11 protein-coding genes and 2 tRNA genes are annotated in these 19,321 nt (G+C 36.3%); 5 read left to right on the top strand and 8 right to left on the bottom strand.

From position 1 onward, the window contains the following. Positions 1-57 precede the first annotated feature (57 nt). Positions 58-861: a dienelactone hydrolase family protein gene (locus Q3Y49_RS14990; RefSeq protein ID WP_303269261.1), complete on the top strand. Its 804-nt coding sequence runs from the start codon at positions 58-60 to the stop codon at positions 859-861. A 206-nt stretch (positions 862-1,067) separates the two neighbouring features. Here Q3Y49_RS14990 and Q3Y49_RS14995 read toward each other — a convergent pair whose 3' ends face one another. From Q3Y49_RS14995 to Q3Y49_RS15020, 6 genes are all read right to left on the bottom strand, one after another. After that, positions 1,068-3,923 (bottom strand): M16 family metallopeptidase, encoded by a 2,856-nt coding sequence (locus Q3Y49_RS14995; RefSeq protein WP_303269262.1) that lies wholly within the window; start codon positions 3,921-3,923, stop codon positions 1,068-1,070. Between the two features lie 218 nt (positions 3,924-4,141). Beyond that, positions 4,142-4,924 (bottom strand): patatin-like phospholipase family protein, encoded by a 783-nt coding sequence (locus Q3Y49_RS15000; RefSeq protein WP_303269263.1) that lies wholly within the window; start codon positions 4,922-4,924, stop codon positions 4,142-4,144. A gap of 102 nt (positions 4,925-5,026) precedes the next feature. Next, positions 5,027-5,875, bottom strand: coding sequence for an MBL fold metallo-hydrolase (locus Q3Y49_RS15005; RefSeq protein WP_303269264.1), 849 nt, complete (start codon positions 5,873-5,875; stop codon positions 5,027-5,029). Between the two features lie 941 nt (positions 5,876-6,816). Next, a complete protein-coding gene (locus tag Q3Y49_RS15010) occupies positions 6,817-7,761 on the bottom strand; it encodes an acetyl-CoA carboxylase carboxyltransferase subunit alpha (protein ID WP_303269265.1) in 945 nt (314 codons plus the stop codon). A 336-nt stretch (positions 7,762-8,097) separates the two neighbouring features. After that, positions 8,098-8,171 (bottom strand) — tRNA-Asp (locus Q3Y49_RS15015). Between the two features lie 29 nt (positions 8,172-8,200). After that, positions 8,201-8,275: transfer RNA gene (locus tag Q3Y49_RS15020), tRNA-Glu, on the bottom strand. A gap of 620 nt (positions 8,276-8,895) precedes the next feature. On the opposite strand from Q3Y49_RS15020, the gene Q3Y49_RS15025 reads away from it, so the two are divergent. Continuing rightward, entirely contained in the window at positions 8,896-9,564 is a 669-nt protein-coding gene (locus tag Q3Y49_RS15025) for a hypothetical protein (RefSeq protein WP_303269266.1), read from the top strand. A 384-nt stretch (positions 9,565-9,948) separates the two neighbouring features. Here the strand turns inward: Q3Y49_RS15025 and Q3Y49_RS15030 are convergent, their stop codons facing one another. Next, positions 9,949-11,448 carry a lipid A-modifier LpxR family protein gene (locus Q3Y49_RS15030; protein ID WP_303269267.1) on the bottom strand — a complete coding sequence of 500 codons (1,500 nt, stop codon included), beginning with the start codon at positions 11,446-11,448 and terminating at the stop codon, positions 9,949-9,951. A 380-nt stretch (positions 11,449-11,828) separates the two neighbouring features. On the opposite strand from Q3Y49_RS15030, the gene Q3Y49_RS15035 reads away from it, so the two are divergent. Continuing rightward, positions 11,829-12,506: a hypothetical protein gene (locus Q3Y49_RS15035; RefSeq protein ID WP_303269268.1), complete on the top strand. Its 678-nt coding sequence runs from the start codon at positions 11,829-11,831 to the stop codon at positions 12,504-12,506. Between the two features lie 27 nt (positions 12,507-12,533). Here Q3Y49_RS15035 and Q3Y49_RS15040 read toward each other — a convergent pair whose 3' ends face one another. Beyond that, positions 12,534-13,883, bottom strand: a complete 1,350-nt coding sequence (locus tag Q3Y49_RS15040; RefSeq protein ID WP_303269269.1) for an NAD-dependent epimerase/dehydratase family protein — start codon at positions 13,881-13,883, stop codon at positions 12,534-12,536. A gap of 151 nt (positions 13,884-14,034) precedes the next feature. Here Q3Y49_RS15040 and Q3Y49_RS15045 point away from each other — a divergent pair, with 151 nt between their 5' ends. Next, positions 14,035-15,174: a DNA polymerase Y family protein gene (locus Q3Y49_RS15045; protein ID WP_303269270.1), complete on the top strand. Its 1,140-nt coding sequence runs from the start codon at positions 14,035-14,037 to the stop codon at positions 15,172-15,174. A gap of 981 nt (positions 15,175-16,155) precedes the next feature. Continuing rightward, positions 16,156-19,281: a DNA polymerase III subunit alpha gene (locus Q3Y49_RS15050; protein WP_303269271.1), complete on the top strand. Its 3,126-nt coding sequence runs from the start codon at positions 16,156-16,158 to the stop codon at positions 19,279-19,281. Positions 19,282-19,321: the final 40 nt, after the last annotated feature.

A 19,321-nucleotide genomic window follows, 5' to 3' on the forward strand; every position in this document is an offset into this window, starting at 1 on the left:
GCTTCTTAAGGAATAATAAGCTACATTAAATTAGATTATTCAAATAAATATATAACTATGGAAAGATACCTAAAATTTACTCTTCTTTTCCTTTTCTATGGATTATTTACCATGATGGGAAACGCTCAAGATCGCATGACAGATCGATTAGAGGAATCGCCCCGACATCATGAATGGGTAGAGATTTCCGCTGGTGATAAGACCCTAAAAGGATTCTTAGTTTTTCCTGAAATCTCTGAAAAAGCGAAAACAGTTATAGTCATACATGAAAATAGAGGCCTAACGGATTGGGTTCGAAATTTTGCTGATCAACTAGCAGAAAAAGGATTTATTGCTTTTGCTCCTGATCTACTTTCTGATTTTAGTGAAGAATATACGGGGACTGCTGACTTTCCAAGTTCAGATGATGCGAGAAATGCGTTGTACGAGTTGGATGAAAAACTAGTCACCTCCTATCTTCATAATTCTTTCAATTATCTTAAAAAGCTTGCTGCCGGAAATGGAGAAGTCGCTGTCGTAGGTTTCTGTTGGGGAGGCTCTCAATCCTTTCGCTACGCAACCAATAATGAAAATTTAAGTGAGGTTTTGGTTTTTTATGGAACGGGGCCAAAGGAAGCAATCGACTATGCTAAAATTGAAGCACCAGTTTATGGATTCTATGGAGGAAATGATCAGAGGGTAAATGCTACAATTGAAGCTTCTAAGGAAGCTATGAATGAATATCAACACATCTATGATGTACAAGTTTATGAAGGGGCAGGACACGCCTATATGCGCTCTGGGGATGATCCCACAGGTCAAGAAGCCAATATTGGAGCTCGAAATAAATCTTGGGAAAGAATGCTTCGAATTTTAAAATAAAAAAAATCTAACATCTGTACTAATTATACAGCTTTCTGCAAGGCTTCAGTTCGCCAGAGGCGAAAGTACAAAGGCCAGCCGAAAGCAGGCGAATGACTATTTTAGAGATTAAAGGGGAAATTCATAACTGTTCTAGAAAACCAGTGGGACAAAAAAAAGGCTGGAATCTCGATTCCAGCCTTTTAATTCTCTATTAAATTTATTTTTTACATTGCTTCAATCTTATTGTCAACTGGATTTCCGTCTTCATCCACTTTAACAACTTCTTTGATGTTTAATGCCTTCACTCCTTCTAATTGAGTTTCAGCATCTCCTACAATGATGTAATTCATCTGATTAATGTTCATGTAAGTATCCATGATCTTTTTCATGTCCTCAACAGTGTAAGCTTTCAATTCTTCCTGATTTTGTTTGATAAAATCCTTTGGTAAATTGTAAGAAGATATTTGCTGTAAAACATTAAGTTTTTGACCTAAAGTCTCATAATCTCTCGCCTCTTTTCTAATCAAAGCAGTTCTAGCTTTTTCCAATTCCTCTTCGTTATAGTTCTCCTTGTACGCCTCGATTACTTCTTTGAAAGTAGCTACTGACTGCGGAGTAGTATTGGTTTTTACACTAGAGTAAGCCGCAAATGGAGATTTCTGAGTACTTGAGCTAATATTAGAATAGGCACCATAGGTATATCCTTTCTCTTCTCTTAGCACTTGGAATAGTTTTCCACCTGAATTTCCACCTAAACCGTAGTTAGCAACAGTTAATGGATAGTAATCTGGATGATTTCTTTCTACTGCCAGTCTTTGCATTCTGATTACTGATTGCTTAGCATTAGAGAAATTAGCAAAATAGATTTTACCTTCTTCATCCACACTTTTCATTTCATACTCAGGAAAAGTAACTTCCTTTGAAGCCCAGTTTTCGTTCAAACCAGACAATGCCTTCTCCACTTGAGCCTTAGTTACGCTACCTGCAATTTGCAAGCTTGTTACACTAGGTGAGAAGTACTTTTCATAATAGCCTTTTAAATCATCTATACTAATAGATTCAACCGATTCCAAAGTACCGCTTAATGGTTTCGCGAAAATATGGTCATCACCGTAAGTGATTTTATTGGCAACAATTCCAGCAATTGCATTAGGATTAGCATTTCTCTGCTTGATACTATTGATTTGAGCATTTTTCAATCTATCAAACTCCTCCATGTCCCAACGCGGCTCCAAAATCATTTCTTCAACTATGGCCATGGTCTCCTCAAAATAGCGTGCAAGACAATTACCATAGATAACGATTTCCTCATTACCCGTATACATTCCAATGCTAGCTCCAATTTGACCAATTGCATCTTCCAACTCTTCAGGAGTCTTGTTTTTAGTACCTTCTTGCATGATGTCAGTCACCAAGTTAGCGATTCCCGGTTTGTTAGGATCATCTAATAATCCACCACCTTTTAGTCTAATACTAAAATTAACCAAAGGCAATTCATCATTTTGAATACCTAAAACTTCTATTCCGTTCGCAATCGTAGTCTCATAAATTGTTGGTGGCGTGATCAAAGGCATATCACCAAGTTCAGGCTGCTTACTTCTGTCAATTTCACTTGGCGTTTTCTCATATTCAGCATCTTTATCTAAATCTGCCATTGAAGCTTCATCCATTGGCTTTACTTCTTCAATCTTAACAGTCGCTTTTTCAGATCCTTCTACTATTAATTCCAATTGACCTTGAGGAACAAAACTTGTAATAATTGCTGGTTTACCTTTAATGTACTCATTGTAAACTCGCATTACATCTTCTTTCTCAACAGCTAAAATCTTATTGATGTCTTCAGTAATATATCCTGGATTTCCCTTAAACTCATTATAGCTACTTAATTGGAATGCTTTTCCTAAAATACTAGAAATACCATTGTAGAAACTAGTCTCTTGTCTGGCTTTAATTCTCTGCAAATCTTTATCAGAGAAACCATCTCTCTCGAATTCATCCATAGCTTCCTGTACTGCAGCGTAAACTGAATCCAAGTCAATTCCGTCCTTTGCTCTAATCCCAATATTGAATTCACCTGCTAATTCACTAGAAGAGTTATAAGAAAATACACTTGGTGCGTATTCAGTCTCTTCAACCAATTTCTTGTAAAGAACAGCTCTTTTACCTTGACTGAGGATTTCACCTAAAGCAGATAAAGCCCAAGAATCTGGGTGATACTGCTCTACTGTAGGATAAACAATTCTTAAATCAGGAACTTTCGCGTAATCATCTTCATGAAATAGCTTTTTTGTAGCTTCCAAAGTAACTGGCTTTGGCGACATTACTTCGTCATTTCCTCTTGATTCAATTTCTCCAAAGTATTTTTCAATCCAAGCTTTCACTTGCTCCTTATCATAATCACCAGCAACTACTATTGTTGCATTATTTGGACCATACCAGTTATTATAGAATTCCTTAACATCGCCCAAAGTAGCTGCTTGTAAATCTTCTAACTCTCCAATTACTTCCCAATTATAAGGATGACCTTCTGGGTATAAAGCTTTTTTAATTACATAGCTTCTATGTCCGTAAGGCTGATTATCAACTCTTTGTCTCTTTTCATTTTGAACCACTGGCTTTTCATCTTCCAAGTCTTTTTTAGTGATAGCATTAATAAAGAATCCCATTCTATCTGCTTCCATCCACAAGATTCTTTCCAAAGCATCTTTAGGAACTACCTCGTAGTAAACCGTTCCATCAGTCCAAGTACCACCATTGAATGTTCCACCTAAATCATTTATGTTTTTGAAAAATGCACCTTCCTCAACGTTTTCAGATTTTTGGAATAACATGTGTTCGAAAAAATGGGCAAAACCTGTTCTTCCCGGCTTTTCACGGCTAGAACCCACATGCATTTGAATAGCTACAGCTGCAATGGGATCCGATTTATCCTCGTGAAGGACCACTTCCAGACCATTTGGAAGCACATATTTTTCATAATCAATGGACAATTCTGCTTTATTGTCCGCTTTTTCGCTTGGTTGACAAGCAGCCATTATGCCCATAAATAGCACTAATGACCATGCTGATAATTTTCTCATAATTTGTTTAGTTATAACTTAGTGAGTAAATACTATAAATTTGCGCAAAAAAGCGAATATTAAGTATATCAACGGAAAAGAAAACGGTTAAATGGTACAGGTCTTAAAATTTGTTAATATCTACTATAAACACAGATTATTACCAAATAAAAACTTGCTCTGCCCATGGTAGTCTTGCAGTAGAAAAGTAGCGAAAAAACACTAAAGGAATCCTATAGTTAGGCTAGTTTCTTGATTCTAGTCAAGGGATGATCATCAGCTAGGCCGGAGAAGGTCTCTTTGGCGCTAGTATAACCTATTTCATAAATCTCCTCAGCTTTAGAAAGCGAGAAAACCTTAAAGGGAGAAAGGTCTTTCGGTTCAATAAATATATCGCACAACTTAGCCTGCTCTTTGGTTTGATAGTTAATAATCATCAACATTGAGCGTTCCAAAACCTCTTTCATATTTCCATTTTGGTTAGAACGCCCTACCGGATTGACATTCACACCAATTGTAAAATCGACATGAGGTTTCAAGACATTTGCGGGTAAATTATTAGTAATCCCTCCATCTACATACGATTCCCCTTCCATAATAATGGGTTTGAAAATAACAGGAATGCTTGCAGAAGCTAAAAGCGGTTTGATGAGTTCTCCGGAATCAAAATTAACATTCTCACCGGAATTGAAATTTGTTGTAGCAATTACCAAAGGAATTTTAAAGGCTTCAAATGAATTTTCAGGAAAATAATCTTTAAGAACATCGGATATTTTTTCCAAATTTACTAATCCCGACCATGACAAAGCAGGTCTAAAGAATTTCAAGAAGTTTATATCTGATATAATCTCCATAGTTCTTTTGGGCTCATAGCCTGCTGCCAAAAACGATCCAGCAATGGCCCCAGCACTAGTCCCTGAAATCATATCTGGTTTAATACCCTGCTCATATAAATATTGAGCGATGCCTAGGTGAGCAAAACCTCTTGCCCCACCCCCTGAAAGTGCTAGTCCTATTTTCATATGTTCATGTAGTAAATTCCGATCTGTAAATAGCATCACTGTCCTAAAAATTCTCATCAACTTTTATAAAACAGCCGTGGAATCTTTAGTGAAGATTTCTCTTTACAAAACTTCAGATAATTTGAATGTTTGATCTAAACGCACCCCTTTATCAGTATGTTTAACAGTACAACATTCATTTTCCGCATCATGTTCTAAAAATATGATATATTTATTATCAGCGGCCTCATTCAAAAACTTTTCTTTCTCGTCCAAAGTTTTCAAGGGCCTTACATCATAGCCCATCACGTAAGGTAGAGGAATATGGCCGACAGAAGGTAATAGATCTGCAGCAAAAACGATAGTTTTATCCTTATATTTAATTTTAGGCACCATTTGCTTATCGGTATGCCCATCAGCATATAAAATATCAAATTGAGAAAAGGGAGATGGATTCCCTTTATCCGCAAAATTTAAATGACCACTCTCCTGCATGGGTAAGATATTTTCCTTCAAGAAACTAGCTTTTTCTCTGGCATTCGGTTCAGTGGCCCATTTCCAATGATCATGATTCGACCAATACTTAGCATTTTTGAACTCAATATCCAACTTTGTGTGATCTTGATCTTGCCATTTTACTCCGCCCCCACAATGATCAAAATGAAGATGAGTCAGAAACATATCGGTTACATCATTTTTCGAAAAACCCGCTTTTTTCAATGACCCATCCAGGCTAGCATCTCCATGAAGGTAGAAATGACTGAAGAATTTTTCACTTTGCTTATCCCCTATCCCATTGTCAATGAGAATTAATTGATTTCCATCCTCTATAGCCAGGCAACGCATTGCCCAAGTACACATATTATTTTCATCGGGTTGATTGGTTCTTGACCATAATGATTTTGGGACAACCCCGAACATAGCACCACCATCTAACTTAAAAAATCCTGTTTCTATAATATGTAAATTCATAACAATTCATTTATTGAAATTTGAAGTTATAAAAAAAATGGCTTTTAAAAATGTAAATAATCACATTCTTAAAAGCCATTTTATCAGTGGTAATTGTGACTTACTTAAAACCTGTTTTCATCTATTACTATTCAAATAAAAAAACATCAAATAATTAAAATTAGTTTAAAAAAGCGGCCAATGGAATCTCAATAAAAATGTAATAGACCAAATTCAACTGATGAAATAATTAATAGCTAACTCCCCCACTTTCGCCTAAGCGAAAAAGCGGGTTGGAGGGTAAAATGGCGGGCCAGCGTTGGCAATTGCGAGAAGTAGCATCATTTTACCTAGATTTTTTGCATACTTTTTCATCATTGGAAAAAGTATGAAACATCAAAGCACAAAAATTAGTAATTTAATTCTTATCTCTGCACTTTAGAACTAATAAAATGCAGTGCTTCAATTGTATCAAAAAATGGCTTTTAAAAATGCAAATGATCACATTCTTAAAAGCCATTTTATCAGTGGTAATTGTGACTTACTTAAAACCTGTTTTCATCTATTACTATTCAAATAAAAAAACATCAAATAATTAAAATTAGTTTAAAAAAGCGGCCAATGGAATCTCAATAAAAATGTAATAGACCAAATTCAACTGATGAAATAATTAATAGCTAACTCCCCCACTTTCGCCTAAGCGAAAAAGCGGGTTGGAGGGTAAAATGGCGGGCCAGCGTTGGCAATTGCGAGAAGTAGCATCATTTTACCTAGATTTTTTGCATACTTTTTCATCATTGGAAAAAGTATGAAGCATTAAAAACACAAAAATTAGTATTTTAATACTTATCTCTGCTCTTTAGAACTAATAAAATGCAGTGCTTCAATTGTATAAAAAAATGGCTTTTAAAAATGCAAATGATCACATTCTTAAAAGCCATTTTATCAACGAAATTTAAAGATTACTTTACAACTCCCATTCCACTAAACTTATCTATTCTTTCTTCAATTCTCTTATCTACTGATTTTTTATCCAGCGCCTTAAAATTCTTAAGAATGGTTTTTTTCACCTCATCAGCTACAGCCTTTAAGTTGGTATGTGCACCTCCTAGTGGCTCAGGAATTATTCCATCTATCAATTTATTCTTCAGCATGTCAGGAGCTGTTAACTTTAAAGCCTCTGCTGCCTGCTCTTTATAATCCCAGCTTCTCCATAAAATAGAAGAGCAAGATTCAGGAGAAATTACAGAATACCAAGTGTTTTCTAACATCAAAACTTTATCACCAATGGCAATTCCCAAAGCACCACCTGAAGCCCCTTCACCTATAATAACACAGATAACAGGAACTTTTAGCATGAACATCTCTTTAAGATTTCTCGCAATGGCTTCACCTTGTCCTCTTTCTTCTGCTTCAAGCCCTGGAAATGCACCTGGGGTATCAATGAAAGTCACGATAGGCTTATTAAATTTTTCAGCCATCTTCATCAGTCTCAAAGCTTTTCTGTAACCTTCGGGATTGGCCATACCAAAGTTTCTTTCTTGTCGCTGCTTAGTATTTCTACCTTTCTGCTGACCAATAAACATAAATGTTTGACCATCGACATTACCAAAACCACCTACCATGGCTTTGTCATCTTTTACAGTGCGATCACCATGCAACTCCACAAAGTCATCAGTGATCTCATAAATATAATCCAATGTGTAAGGTCTGTCAGGATGACGGGACAGCTGCACTCTTTGCCATCGGGTTAGATTTTGAAAAGTCTCTTTTTTTAAGGACACAATTTTATCTTCTAGTTTTTTGATGGCATCGGAGATATCCACATCGCTTTCTTCAGCAAGTGATTTCATTCCCGCCAATTTATTTTCTAATTCAACTATAGGTTGTTCGAATTCCAAAAGCATTATTTTAGTGTTTAATCAAATGTAAAATTAATATTTATTCTGGAAGCTTCATGAAATTTAATCAATTTCCCATCATCTTTCCAAAAGAACAAAGATAATAACAAAGGGGGAATAGTAACTTAAAAGAATGGAAACAAAAAAAGCCTAGTTCAAAAGTGAGCTTTAAAGCGTAGAGGTTAACAACACTAAATTTTAACCACAAAAGTAACATGAGAACACAAAGGAAAATAACCAAGGTTATTTTTTAGAACTACAGTGAAGGATGTTGTTCCATTATTTGAAGTTAACCAAAATGGATATAAACAAAAAAAGCTCACTTAAAAAGTGAGCTTTTAGCGGTCTGGACGAGACTCGAACTCGCGACCTCCTGCGTGACAGGCAGGCATTCTAACCAACTGAACTACCAGACCAAAATGTCAATTATGTCTCGTTTTTATTAATGTCTGGACGAGACTCAAACTGGCGACCTTCCCGATGAAGTCGGGACTTTCTAACCAACTGAACTACCAGACCAAAATGTAAAAAACAAAGCATTTAAAAGTACTTTATTTTGTGTTATTCTTACCGTCTTTCCGATAAGGTGATGCAAATGTAGGCGCATAATTTTTAATTGCAAAACCTTCGGGTAAAATAATTTGAAAAATTTTGCATAAAATCAGGCTACAAGTAAAGATAAGGTTGAATATCAGTTCTTTAGTTTGTTAAAAATAAATTTAATAAATTATCTATTTTCGTTAATGCTACGCAGTATGCGTACTTAATCATACTTTATAGCTTAATGAGAATTCGTTTAGCTATCTTATGGTGAATGTAACGCTTTCTTAAATATTCCCAAAACTACAAGGAGGACAATCAATCTTTTTATTTTTGTATATAAACAGATATGCAATTAATTCAAATTGCTTCAAAATTAGATTTTTTGTAATGCCGAGTATTTACTGAAAAAGAAACCTAAAAACACAAGGTTTAGAAGGAAAAAAAATCATAAAAATCGTCTCTTCTTTTTCCTCCATTGTGTTACTAAGGCTTTTGATAACAAAGAACCTACAATTTTTTAATTTTTAGTTGGTTGCTAACTAAATAAAACTTAGTTTAAATTTTGATTTAATTATTTTCAACTAAAACCTTTAACAGATGAAAAAATCACTATTCATTTATTTAACCCTAGTAGCTTTAGCACTTTATTCTTGTCAGGACAATTATCAAGACGTAGCTGATGATTGTATAATTTGCGATGACGATGGTGACGTACCAATTGATCCAGGCACCGGTGGTCCTGACGGCCCTGATGGTCCAGGTGGTCCTGATGGTCCGGACGATCCTGATGGTCCTGATGATGGAAATGGCTCAAATCCTTCTGAATGGGGAAATACCTGTAGCAATCAACAATTATATGATCAAGGAATTGATATTGGTCGATTGGATGCTAAATTTATAATTGAACAATCTTTCTACAGCACAGCCTGTATTAATTTAGGAATTACGGCCGACTGGCATGATTTAGCAAATCAAATCAATGATTGGTCAGATATCGTTCATGAAGATTTAGTACAAATCGATGACGCTTTCAAAATAACGAAATTCGATAAACAATGCTATTATACTACCGCTTCAGAAAAACAAGTTTTTTACGAATTTGTCCAATCCTATAAAGATTTTGTAAGAGATATTTACTTGGAAAACCAAGGTACAGAAAGAGAGTGCTATTGGAGAGGAATTTATGATGGATTTAGCCTGCAACTTTGCTATGATTCATTTAAAGTTAAATTCGTAACCTCTTGTGAGACATTACCTCCATTCTAATTAATCTATTCTGATAATATGAGGCTGTTATTAAATTAAAAATTTGTGACAGCTTCTTTTTTTTCAGCTAACTTAACTCTTCCAATTCCTATCATCATCCAAAATATGTCCCATACTTGCCATTTGGTCCAAACCAATTTTAATACAAAATACCCCGCTTTATCTTACTTTACAAGGTGAAGGATTATTGGTGAGGCTTCATTTTCCTTCCTTTGGGAGAAGGACTTTGAATTGCGCTCTATCCGCTACATTCGGTCCACCAGTATAGGAATGCTATCAAAACTTACTCTTTAGCACAAATTCTGCACTTAGTCGTTTATATAGATGAAAAAGTGATGCTGGAGATTAAAGCGCTTGAAATCAAATATTGCGTGGTTGAGACTTTTATAGTATAAAACTTAATCCAAGGGTAGCATAATGGTGCCATCTATCATTTATGCTAACTCCATCAATCTTCATTGCATTTTCTATATTGACCTCTGGTGATTTGATGCTGTATTTATAAAAGACATTAAATTTTGAGAATTGCGCTCCCGCAGTAAAATTCGTAAACAAAACAAAGTCTCTGACTTGATCTCCATTCAATTTATAGACACTTGGTTTTGCAAAAGAATTAGCATCATCCTCATTAGTAGAAAATACGCCAAAGCCTTCTAGCATGGTATTATGAATGACTAATCTTGGGTTTATATTTAGATTCATATACCCTTTGGCACGCCATATTTTATCATAACCTGTAAAATATTTACCGATTCTTAAAATATTGTCTTGATTTCTATGTCGAAAATTGTGGGATGATAAATTAATACCACCTTCTACATAAGTCATGTAATGCCCAGCAGCAAGTTCAATTGATGCGGAGGGAACCAGTCGAACTACATCCGATTTTAGATCAGCTTGTTTTTTTAAAAGTAACCTTTCATATTTCCCGTTGACTTGCAATCCAAGGCGACCTTCCTTAGCTATCTGTGCATCCCAACCATAGGGATAAGGGCTTAAGGATATATCTCTATGCAAAAAGTATTGAAAATTATATCCAAACCGACTTCCTATTATACCTAATTTGGTACTAAAACTCCATCTTCGCATGTAATTAAACGATATACCATTAAATTCATATCCTAAATATTTAAAATTGGCATGCGGCCTATCATTACGGTTAAATGAGCTGTCTGTAGTAAAATCCTTAAAATAGGGTGTAAATACTTCTGCCCCATAAATAATATTCTGGTAGCTTTGTGTAGGAAAGAGTCCATTCATCTTAAATAGGTCCGTACTGATAGAAACTTTAAGTGAACCAGTATAATCTACATCATTATTTTTTTGAATTCCTCCTATAGCAAATAAATCATTTGAAGACTCAATTTGAATACCTTTAATCCATTGTTTTTCAACTGTATTATAATTATACCAGGCTTGGTTGTTTTCAGCAATAAGCTTCATTTGCTCTGCCACTGCATGAACAAGTTTCTTCCTAATGAATTGTTCGTGTGAAGTTGAGTTGATGTCCAATTTGTTTAGAACATATCGAATAATTATCGTCAATTGCGTTAAATTACTGTATTCTCTAATAATTTCAAGAGTGGATGGTTTTAAAGCATTTTGAGAAAAATTTTCTTTTTCTAACTGAAATAGACTATCTACAAGTATTGAATATTCATTATAATAATCTAATAAACTTTCATTTTTTTCAAGTTTAGGTTTCTGCTTAACCTTCAAATCCCCTTCATCTTCAAGATCTTTCAAGTTTTGAATTCTGATAAGTTTTAAGTAATTCAATCTTTTACTGCTAACCTCTGGTGCTGGTAAAGATTTCAATACATCTTTTGAATTTTTAGATACTGCACTATCTTTTTCAGTCTGCGCAAGCAGGCTATAATTCAAAAAAAAGAATTGAAATAAGACTAAGAAGGTTATTTTGGAATAGAGAAGACTTACACAAATATAACTTTTAGGTTTAAATTGCTTGCTTGTCATTTAAGTAAATTTTTGGTTGAAATTTCTTTATGTCAATAAAAGTAGATTTTTAGTACATCTAAGTCAATACCTATAATTCGGTATATTAAAAGAATTAACAAAAAAAGAGAATTACTTTAACTCCAAAACTATATATCTCCTTCCAGAACCATGAATATGTACCCCATATTCATCTTCTGTTTATGAATGAAAGGATATTAAATAAAGTTAGAGTATAAAAAACCACTTATGCCTCCATCCTTTCCACCCCAAAACAGTGTCTATCTCCTACAAAACTATCAACTTAAATGAAACAGACCCTTTTCATTATCATTTTATCATTTCTATTGATTAGCAATAGCTTTTCGCAAGGAAATCCTATTATTGACAATACCCTAAATTTTAAAGTGATGCCGGTATCGCTTTTGGCATATAATCCTAGGCACAGAGTGGGGCTGGAATACATTACGCAAAACAGATGGGCTTATAGCTTTGATTTCGGTTATGGCAACTATGCACTCAATAAAAAAAGAATTGATGGCTTAAAGTGGGGAAAGGATTATAGCTATTACGAATTAAGACCTGAAATAAAATACCTATTTGTGAAAGGTAAAGAGTACTTTATGTATGCTGCTGTGGAATTTTTTCATATTAATGTGCAGGACAATTTTGTATCAGGCAGGTATCAGCAAGAAGATCCTTATGTTGGTATTTTTTACGAAAGTGCAAGTTTTCGCAAACGCAAAACAGGTGCTCACCTTAAAGGAGGCGTTAACTTTATCGCATTAGATCGACTGCATTTTGATTTTTATGGAGGCATCGGTTTAGCCAAAAGGAGCATTTCTTATTATGATGTAGTCAACCCAGAAGAGAGCGGTGAAGTTTGGGTAGAATGGATTCCAAAACCCGATTTATTTGAAGGAGAATCCATTGTAACACACTTAACCCTTGGCTTAAAAATTGGCTATACTCTTTGGATGAAATGACGCATCATGTTCAGTGAAAATCACTATTCACTGTCGCTTCAAAAACCGATTAAATTCATTCATAATGAATAAATGCCCTATTGCTTGAGTATTTTTGTAGATAAACCAGGGCAAGGTGGGCACAAAGCGGTGAATAGCAGAAATTACATGTTCATTCTTCATAACAGATCGAAATTCTAACCATCCCATATCTGTTCTTTTACACAGTGCTCCTCCCGTAATAAAAAATAGTCTTCTGTTTTCATCACTTCGGCTTGGCATGTAAGTTAACTCTAACAGCACTATATTAAAGAGATGAAATCGAACAAGATTTCCGCTCATAGTGGCCTTCAAAATAAATTTAAAGTATTTATCTAACCATCTGGGATAGATATCTGCTACCCATTCCGCTGGTTTATTGCCCGGATTGCTTAATCGCTGCACGCTTCTTACAGTATTACGCTCTTCTTCTTCATCGTAACTTCTTTTAATGCGAGGAAACTTTTCATATAAAGCTTTTCTAATGCTTTTTTCAATGGGCACCTCTCCTTTCCAATGAAATTTTTGCGTTTTATCGGCCCGCATATCATGCCTCAAGCTATCGATTAAAGGGGATACAAAAGTGATGCTAGTGCCTGAAAATAATGCTACCCATAATTTAGAAAAACCGAGAGTAAAAAATGGAATGGAAAAAATCCATCGCTTTTTATTAAGTTCTTGTGAAGTGATTTCCAACATTTCCATGTAAGAGGTGACTTCAGGACCCGCCACTTCAATGGCTTCCCCATAAACTTCTTCATTCCCTAATGACCGCTCAATGAAATTAAGTATATCCGCAATATCAACCGGTTCAGATGGGGACTTGCACCACTGAGGACAGGCCATAACTGGTAATTTCCTCACTAATTCTTCTACCACGCTAAAGGATGAGCCTCCTGGTCCTACCACAATACCCGCACGGATCGTAGTCAGTGGCACTGACCTAGACCCTAAGGTGAGTTCAGTCTCATATCTACTTTTTAAATGCTTCGAGTAATCATTAGTTTCTTTCGGAAGAATACCTCCAATAAAAATGATTTGTTTTAGGCCGCAAGCTTCAGCAGAACGGGCAAAATTATCGGCCAATAATAAATCAGTATCCTCAAAAGAACCCTGATTCATTCTAGTGCTAGGGTTCATACTATGGACCAAATATAGTGCGTAATCAGCCCCTTTAAGCGCATCCGTAGTGCTAGAAAGAGAATATAGATCTGCTCGCCTCCATTCAACAGAAGGATACTGATCGTCTTTTACTTCTCCCCTGCTGAGTGCAATAATATCATAGGTTTCATGATAAGTATCTATAAACCATTTCCCTATAAAACCGGTGGCACCGGCTATGGCCACTTTCTTTTTCATGTCCTATTAAGTCAAAATCATTCCATTTTGTTGGAATAATTATTAAATACTAACATCTCTATTTTCAACAAACTAAAAATTTTATTTTTCCTGAACTAATAGCTAATAATTTTAGTATTTATATTTAACTTTGCTAAATATATTAGTTTTAATGCGACAAATAGCCCACATAGATTTAGATTCATTTTTCATCAATTGCACGCTGCTGAAATTCCCTGATTTAAGGGGGAGACCTCTCATCATCGGAGGACTAAATAACCGTGGAATCGTAGCCTCAGCCTCTTTTGAAGCTAAAAAGTATGGTGTGCATAAAAGTATGCCTACTCGGGTGGCTTTACAAAGATGTCCCGATGCGGTATTGCTCAAAGGCGATTTTGACCTTTTTACTAAATATTCTGACATCGTGAACGAAATTATGACAGAAAGAACGCCTTTGCATGAAAGGGCTGGCATAGATGAGTTCTATTTAGATATGACCGGTATGGATCGATTTCACAACACCTCTAAATTTACGAAGGAACTGGTGAACACCATAAAATCAGAAACGGGATTGCCTTTACTCTACGGACTTAGCGTAAATAAGACGGTGGCTAAAATTTGCACTTCCCATGCCCGTCCTATCGGAGGCTTTGAAGTATTGGATAATTATGTGCAGCCTTTTTTAGATCCGCATTCTATCCGGCAACTTCCGGCTGTAGGCAGTAAAACGTTTAAGTTGCTCAGAAGAATTCGAATTAAATTCATCAAACACATCCGTTCTTTACCGCCCGAGGCCATGAATGAGCTTTTGGGGAAAACAGGGATCGGCATCTGGAAGAAAGCCAATGGGATTGACCCAACACCAGTTGTCCCCTATTCTTCTGAAAAATCAATCGGCAAAGATTTTACTTTTGATCAGGATACGCAGGATCTAAAAATATTGAAAGGAACGCTACTAAAGCTGATAGAATTTCTGGGATTCAAATTGCGCAAACTCAACCAAATGTGTGCCTGCGTTTCCGTACGGATTCGCTACAGCAACCATGATACGGAAACCATGCAAAAGAAAATACCTTATTGCGCTAATGATGAAATACTTATGGATGTAGCCTTTGAGCTTTTCAAAAAATTATATCACAGAAGAATGCTTATTCGGCTGATAGGTGTAAAGTTCTCTCATTTGGTGCAGGGCAGTCATCAGATCAACCTTTTTACGGATAATGTAAAAACTATTGAGCTTTATCAGGCGATGGATAAACTGAAAAATCGCTATGACAATCCAGCCATTGTCCACAGAGCCTTGAGTCTATAATTATAAAGTAGTGTATCAAAGAACAGTGATAAATAATTGTTTTCTACTAACTGAAATCCGTGAGTCTATCCCCTTGAGGGGATTATAGGGGTGTTTTAGCTTGGAATTAAAATAGAGAAATGAAATAAATTGAATTATGTGAAATATCGAATTTGTGATGACGTCTGTTAGGGGGTAAAATTATGACACCCCCCTTCGCCCTCCGCCAGCTGGCGGAGAGCAGCCTTGATTCAACTTTGCTGTATAATTTGAAAATGTGAGTCTAAATTACTTTTACTAAAAAGTAAAACAATGAGGACAATGTGTATAGTTTCCAGCTAATCGAAATCCGTGAAGCTATCCCCTTGAGGGGATTATAGGGGTGTTTTTTAGCTTGAAATTAAAATAGAGAAATGAAATAAATTGAATTATGTGAAATATCGAATTTGTGATGACGTCTGTTAGGGGGTAAAATTATGACACCCCCCTTCGCCCCCCTGAAGGGGGGAGCAGCCTTGATTCAACTTTGCTGTATAATTTGAAAATGTGAGTCTAAATTACTTTTACTAAAAAGTAAAACAATGAGGACAATGTGTATAGTTTCCAGCTAATCGAAATCCGTGAAGCTATCCCCTTGAGGGGATTATAGGGGTGTTTTTTAGCTTGAAATTAAAATAGAGACTAATGGTTTTATCTGAAAATAAAAGAATGAATTGTAAACAGGGATTAGGCACTACGACACCCCCCTTCACCCCCCTCAAGGGGGGGAGCAGCCCTGATCAACTTTAAATAGTAAATAGATAATGTGTAGATTTTAAAACCTAATTGTAAAAAAATAAAAGATAAGAATAAAGCATAATGCATTCTGATGATTTCAATCTGTGAGGCTATCCCCTTCAGGGGATTATAGGGGTGAAAAATTAAAACACCAACAGAGCTTAAAAGCCTGTTCTTTTAAGAATATAATTTAATCGGATAACAGTAATTATAAGTTAAAATTTTATGTATTTAAATTGTCACTCTTTCTATTCATTGCGCTACGGCACACTTTCGGTGGAAGCCCTGGTTCAGCAGGCCGTACTCAATGGTGTAGAAAGTTTAGCACTTACGGATATAAACAGCACCACCGGAGTTACAGACTTTGCCAAGCATTGTGTGGAAGCCGGCATTAAACCATTGGCAGGAGTTGAAATAAGAAAGAACGATAAGTTGTTGTATGTGGCTGTTGCTAAAAATTTAGAGGGTTTTAAGGAGATTAATGAGTTACTCACCAAAACAAATTTGTCGGAAATGCCTCTCCCTTTTCAATCGCCTTATTTCCATAATGTTTTTGTCATCTACCCTACTCATAATGTCCCGGAAATCCTCCAAAATCACGAATTCATTGGCATTAAGCCTTCAGAGTTAAAAAGATATCAACCTTCCTTCGCAAAACGAACAAACAAATTGGTATGTCTTTATCCTGTTACTTTTTCAAGCAAGCAGGAGTTTAATTTACATAAATTATTGCGATGCATTGATTACAATATACTCCTGAGCCATCTTACTCAGCAACAGCAGGCAGGCACGGGTGAATACATGATTCCAATTCGGGAGTTAAAAGCACTTTATCAGCATTATCCTGAGATCATCCGGAATACAGAGCTTTTATTTGATCAGTGTAGCTTCCCTTTTGATTTTAAATCTCCTAAAAACAAAAAATGCTATACCTCAAGCTATTATGAGGATAAGATTCTGCTGGAAACCTTGGCGTTAGAGGGCTTTAAAGACCGTTATGCTGCTACTAATCAGCAAGCCAAACAGCGCTTATATGATGAACTGGAGATTATCCATAAAATGCAATTTGGGTGTTATTTCCTCACCACCTGGGATATCATCCGTCATAGTCTAAGCAAAGGATATTTCCATGTAGGCCGAGGTAGTGGAGCTAACTCTATTGTGGCTTACTGCTTGAAAATTACGGAGGTAGATCCTATAGAGCTCAACCTCTATTTTGCCCGCTTTTTAAATAATAAGAGATCAAGTCCGCCCGATTTCGATATTGACTGGAGCTGGACGGATCGAGATGATATTATAGATTATATTTTCAAAAGGTTTGGACGGGAGCATACCGGATTTTGCGGAACAGTAACCGACTTTAAGCATCGCTCTACGGTGCGTGAACTGGGAAAAGTATTTGGTCTGCCCAAAGAAGAACTGGATCAGCTTTCGCGTATGTCATTCGATCATGAGCCACAGGACAAATTAGTCAAAAGTATTCAGCATTATGGTAAAATGCTGGCGGGCTATCCTAACCAGCTCTCCATGCATTCCTGCGGTATTTACATTACCGAAGAGCCCATTGCGAATTATACAGCCATGAATATTTATCCCAAAGGAGTCCCTACCTGTGAGATCGATATGTACATGGCAGAAAATTTCCACTTAGAAAAAATTGATATCCTTTCACAGAGAGGTTTAGGCCACATAAAAGAAGCGGTTAGCATTGCAGAGAAGAATAAAGGTGTTAAAATCAATATATCGGATACTAAAAGCTTTAAAAAAGATGATAAGTGCAATGAATTGCTGAGAACGGGTAAAACCTTGGGCTGCTTTTATATTGAAAGTCCGGCCATGCGTGGTTTGCTGAGGCGATTAAAATGCAATAGCTATGAAACGCTGGTGGCGGCCAGCAGTATCATTCGGCCGGGAGTAGCGCAAAGCGGTATGATGAGAGAATATGTAGAGCGGCATCGGGATCACTCCAGGATCAAGTATTTTCATCCGGTATTTGAAGAGCAGTTGAAAGACACCTATGGAGTAATGGTATATCAGGAGGATGTTATTAAAATAGCGCATCATTTTGCGAAGCTTGATCTGAATGATGCGGATGTTTTAAGACGGGGCATGTCCGGAAAGTCACGCTCTCAACAAGAAATGGATAAGGTGAAGAACCAGTTCTTCAGCAATTGTGCAGCCATGGGGTATCCTAAAGAGATGGTGGAAGAAGTATATCGACAAATTGCTTCTTTTGCGGGCTACAGTTTTTGCAAAAGTCACAGTGCCTCTTATGCGGTAGAGAGCTATCAGAGTTTGTATCTAAAAGCTTATTATCCCTTGGAGTTCATCACTGCAGTTATCAATAATAATGGGGGCTTTTACCGGCCTGAAGTCTACATTAATGAAGCGCGGATGTTAGGCGCTCATATAGAAGCGCCCGATATTAATTATAGTTTCGCCAATGCCAGCTTGAAAGATAAAACTATTCACCTGGGGCTAGATCAGATCATGCATCTTTCTAAAAAGGGCATTGAAGGGATTTGCAAGGCAAGAGAAAAAAAGGGATCGTTTTCAAGCCTCACAGACATACTCGAAAGAGCCGACTTGAATTTTGATGACATTAGCTATGCGATATATGCCGGAGCTTTGAGAAGCATTTCCAGAAGCAAAGGGCAGTTGATTATAGAAGCCAAACGCTTTTTTGCTCATGAGCCTGTAAAAACAACCGAATTGCAGCTGTTCAACATCAAACCAAAGGAATATACTTACGAAATTGATGAGGGGGATATGTATGAAGATGCTTTTGATGAAATGGAAGGCTTAGGCTATCCGGTTTCTGTTTCTCCCTTCAACTTATTAAAAACAAATTATCGAGGGGCTGTTTTTGCCTCTGAACTTTTTAAAAATGAAGACAAAACCGTTCGTATGGTGGGCTATTTGATTTCCATAAAAGATGTACCCATTACCAATAAAGATGGTAAAACAAAAATGAATTTCGGTACCTGGATTGATGTTTATGGTGGCTATTTCGATACGGTTCATTTTCCGGTTTCTCTCAAAAAGCATCCTTTTACCGGATTAGGTTGCTATCTACTTTTGGGTAAGATTGTCATCGACCATGATTTCCCTAGTGTAGAAGTTCAGAAGATGGAGAAGCTTCCAATGATCCCGGATCCACGCTATAGCGATGAAAAGCGTCCTGATACTAAGATCTGGGATAATATGCGAGTAGCTCATAGCTATACTTCCAGGGCTCCTTACCCAAATCAGGAAGAATTGGATGAGTTGTATGGAAGAAAGCCGGTGTCAGGTAAATATGAGGAGAAAAAAGAAACTAAAAACCAGTTATCGATTGGTGGCAGGAGGTAGTAATTATTTAATAAAGTTTTCCGAAAATTTTATGTAATTC

It is taken from the genome of Marivirga harenae (assembly GCF_030534335.1).
GTDB lineage: Bacteria > Bacteroidota > Bacteroidia > Cytophagales > Cyclobacteriaceae > Marivirga > Marivirga harenae.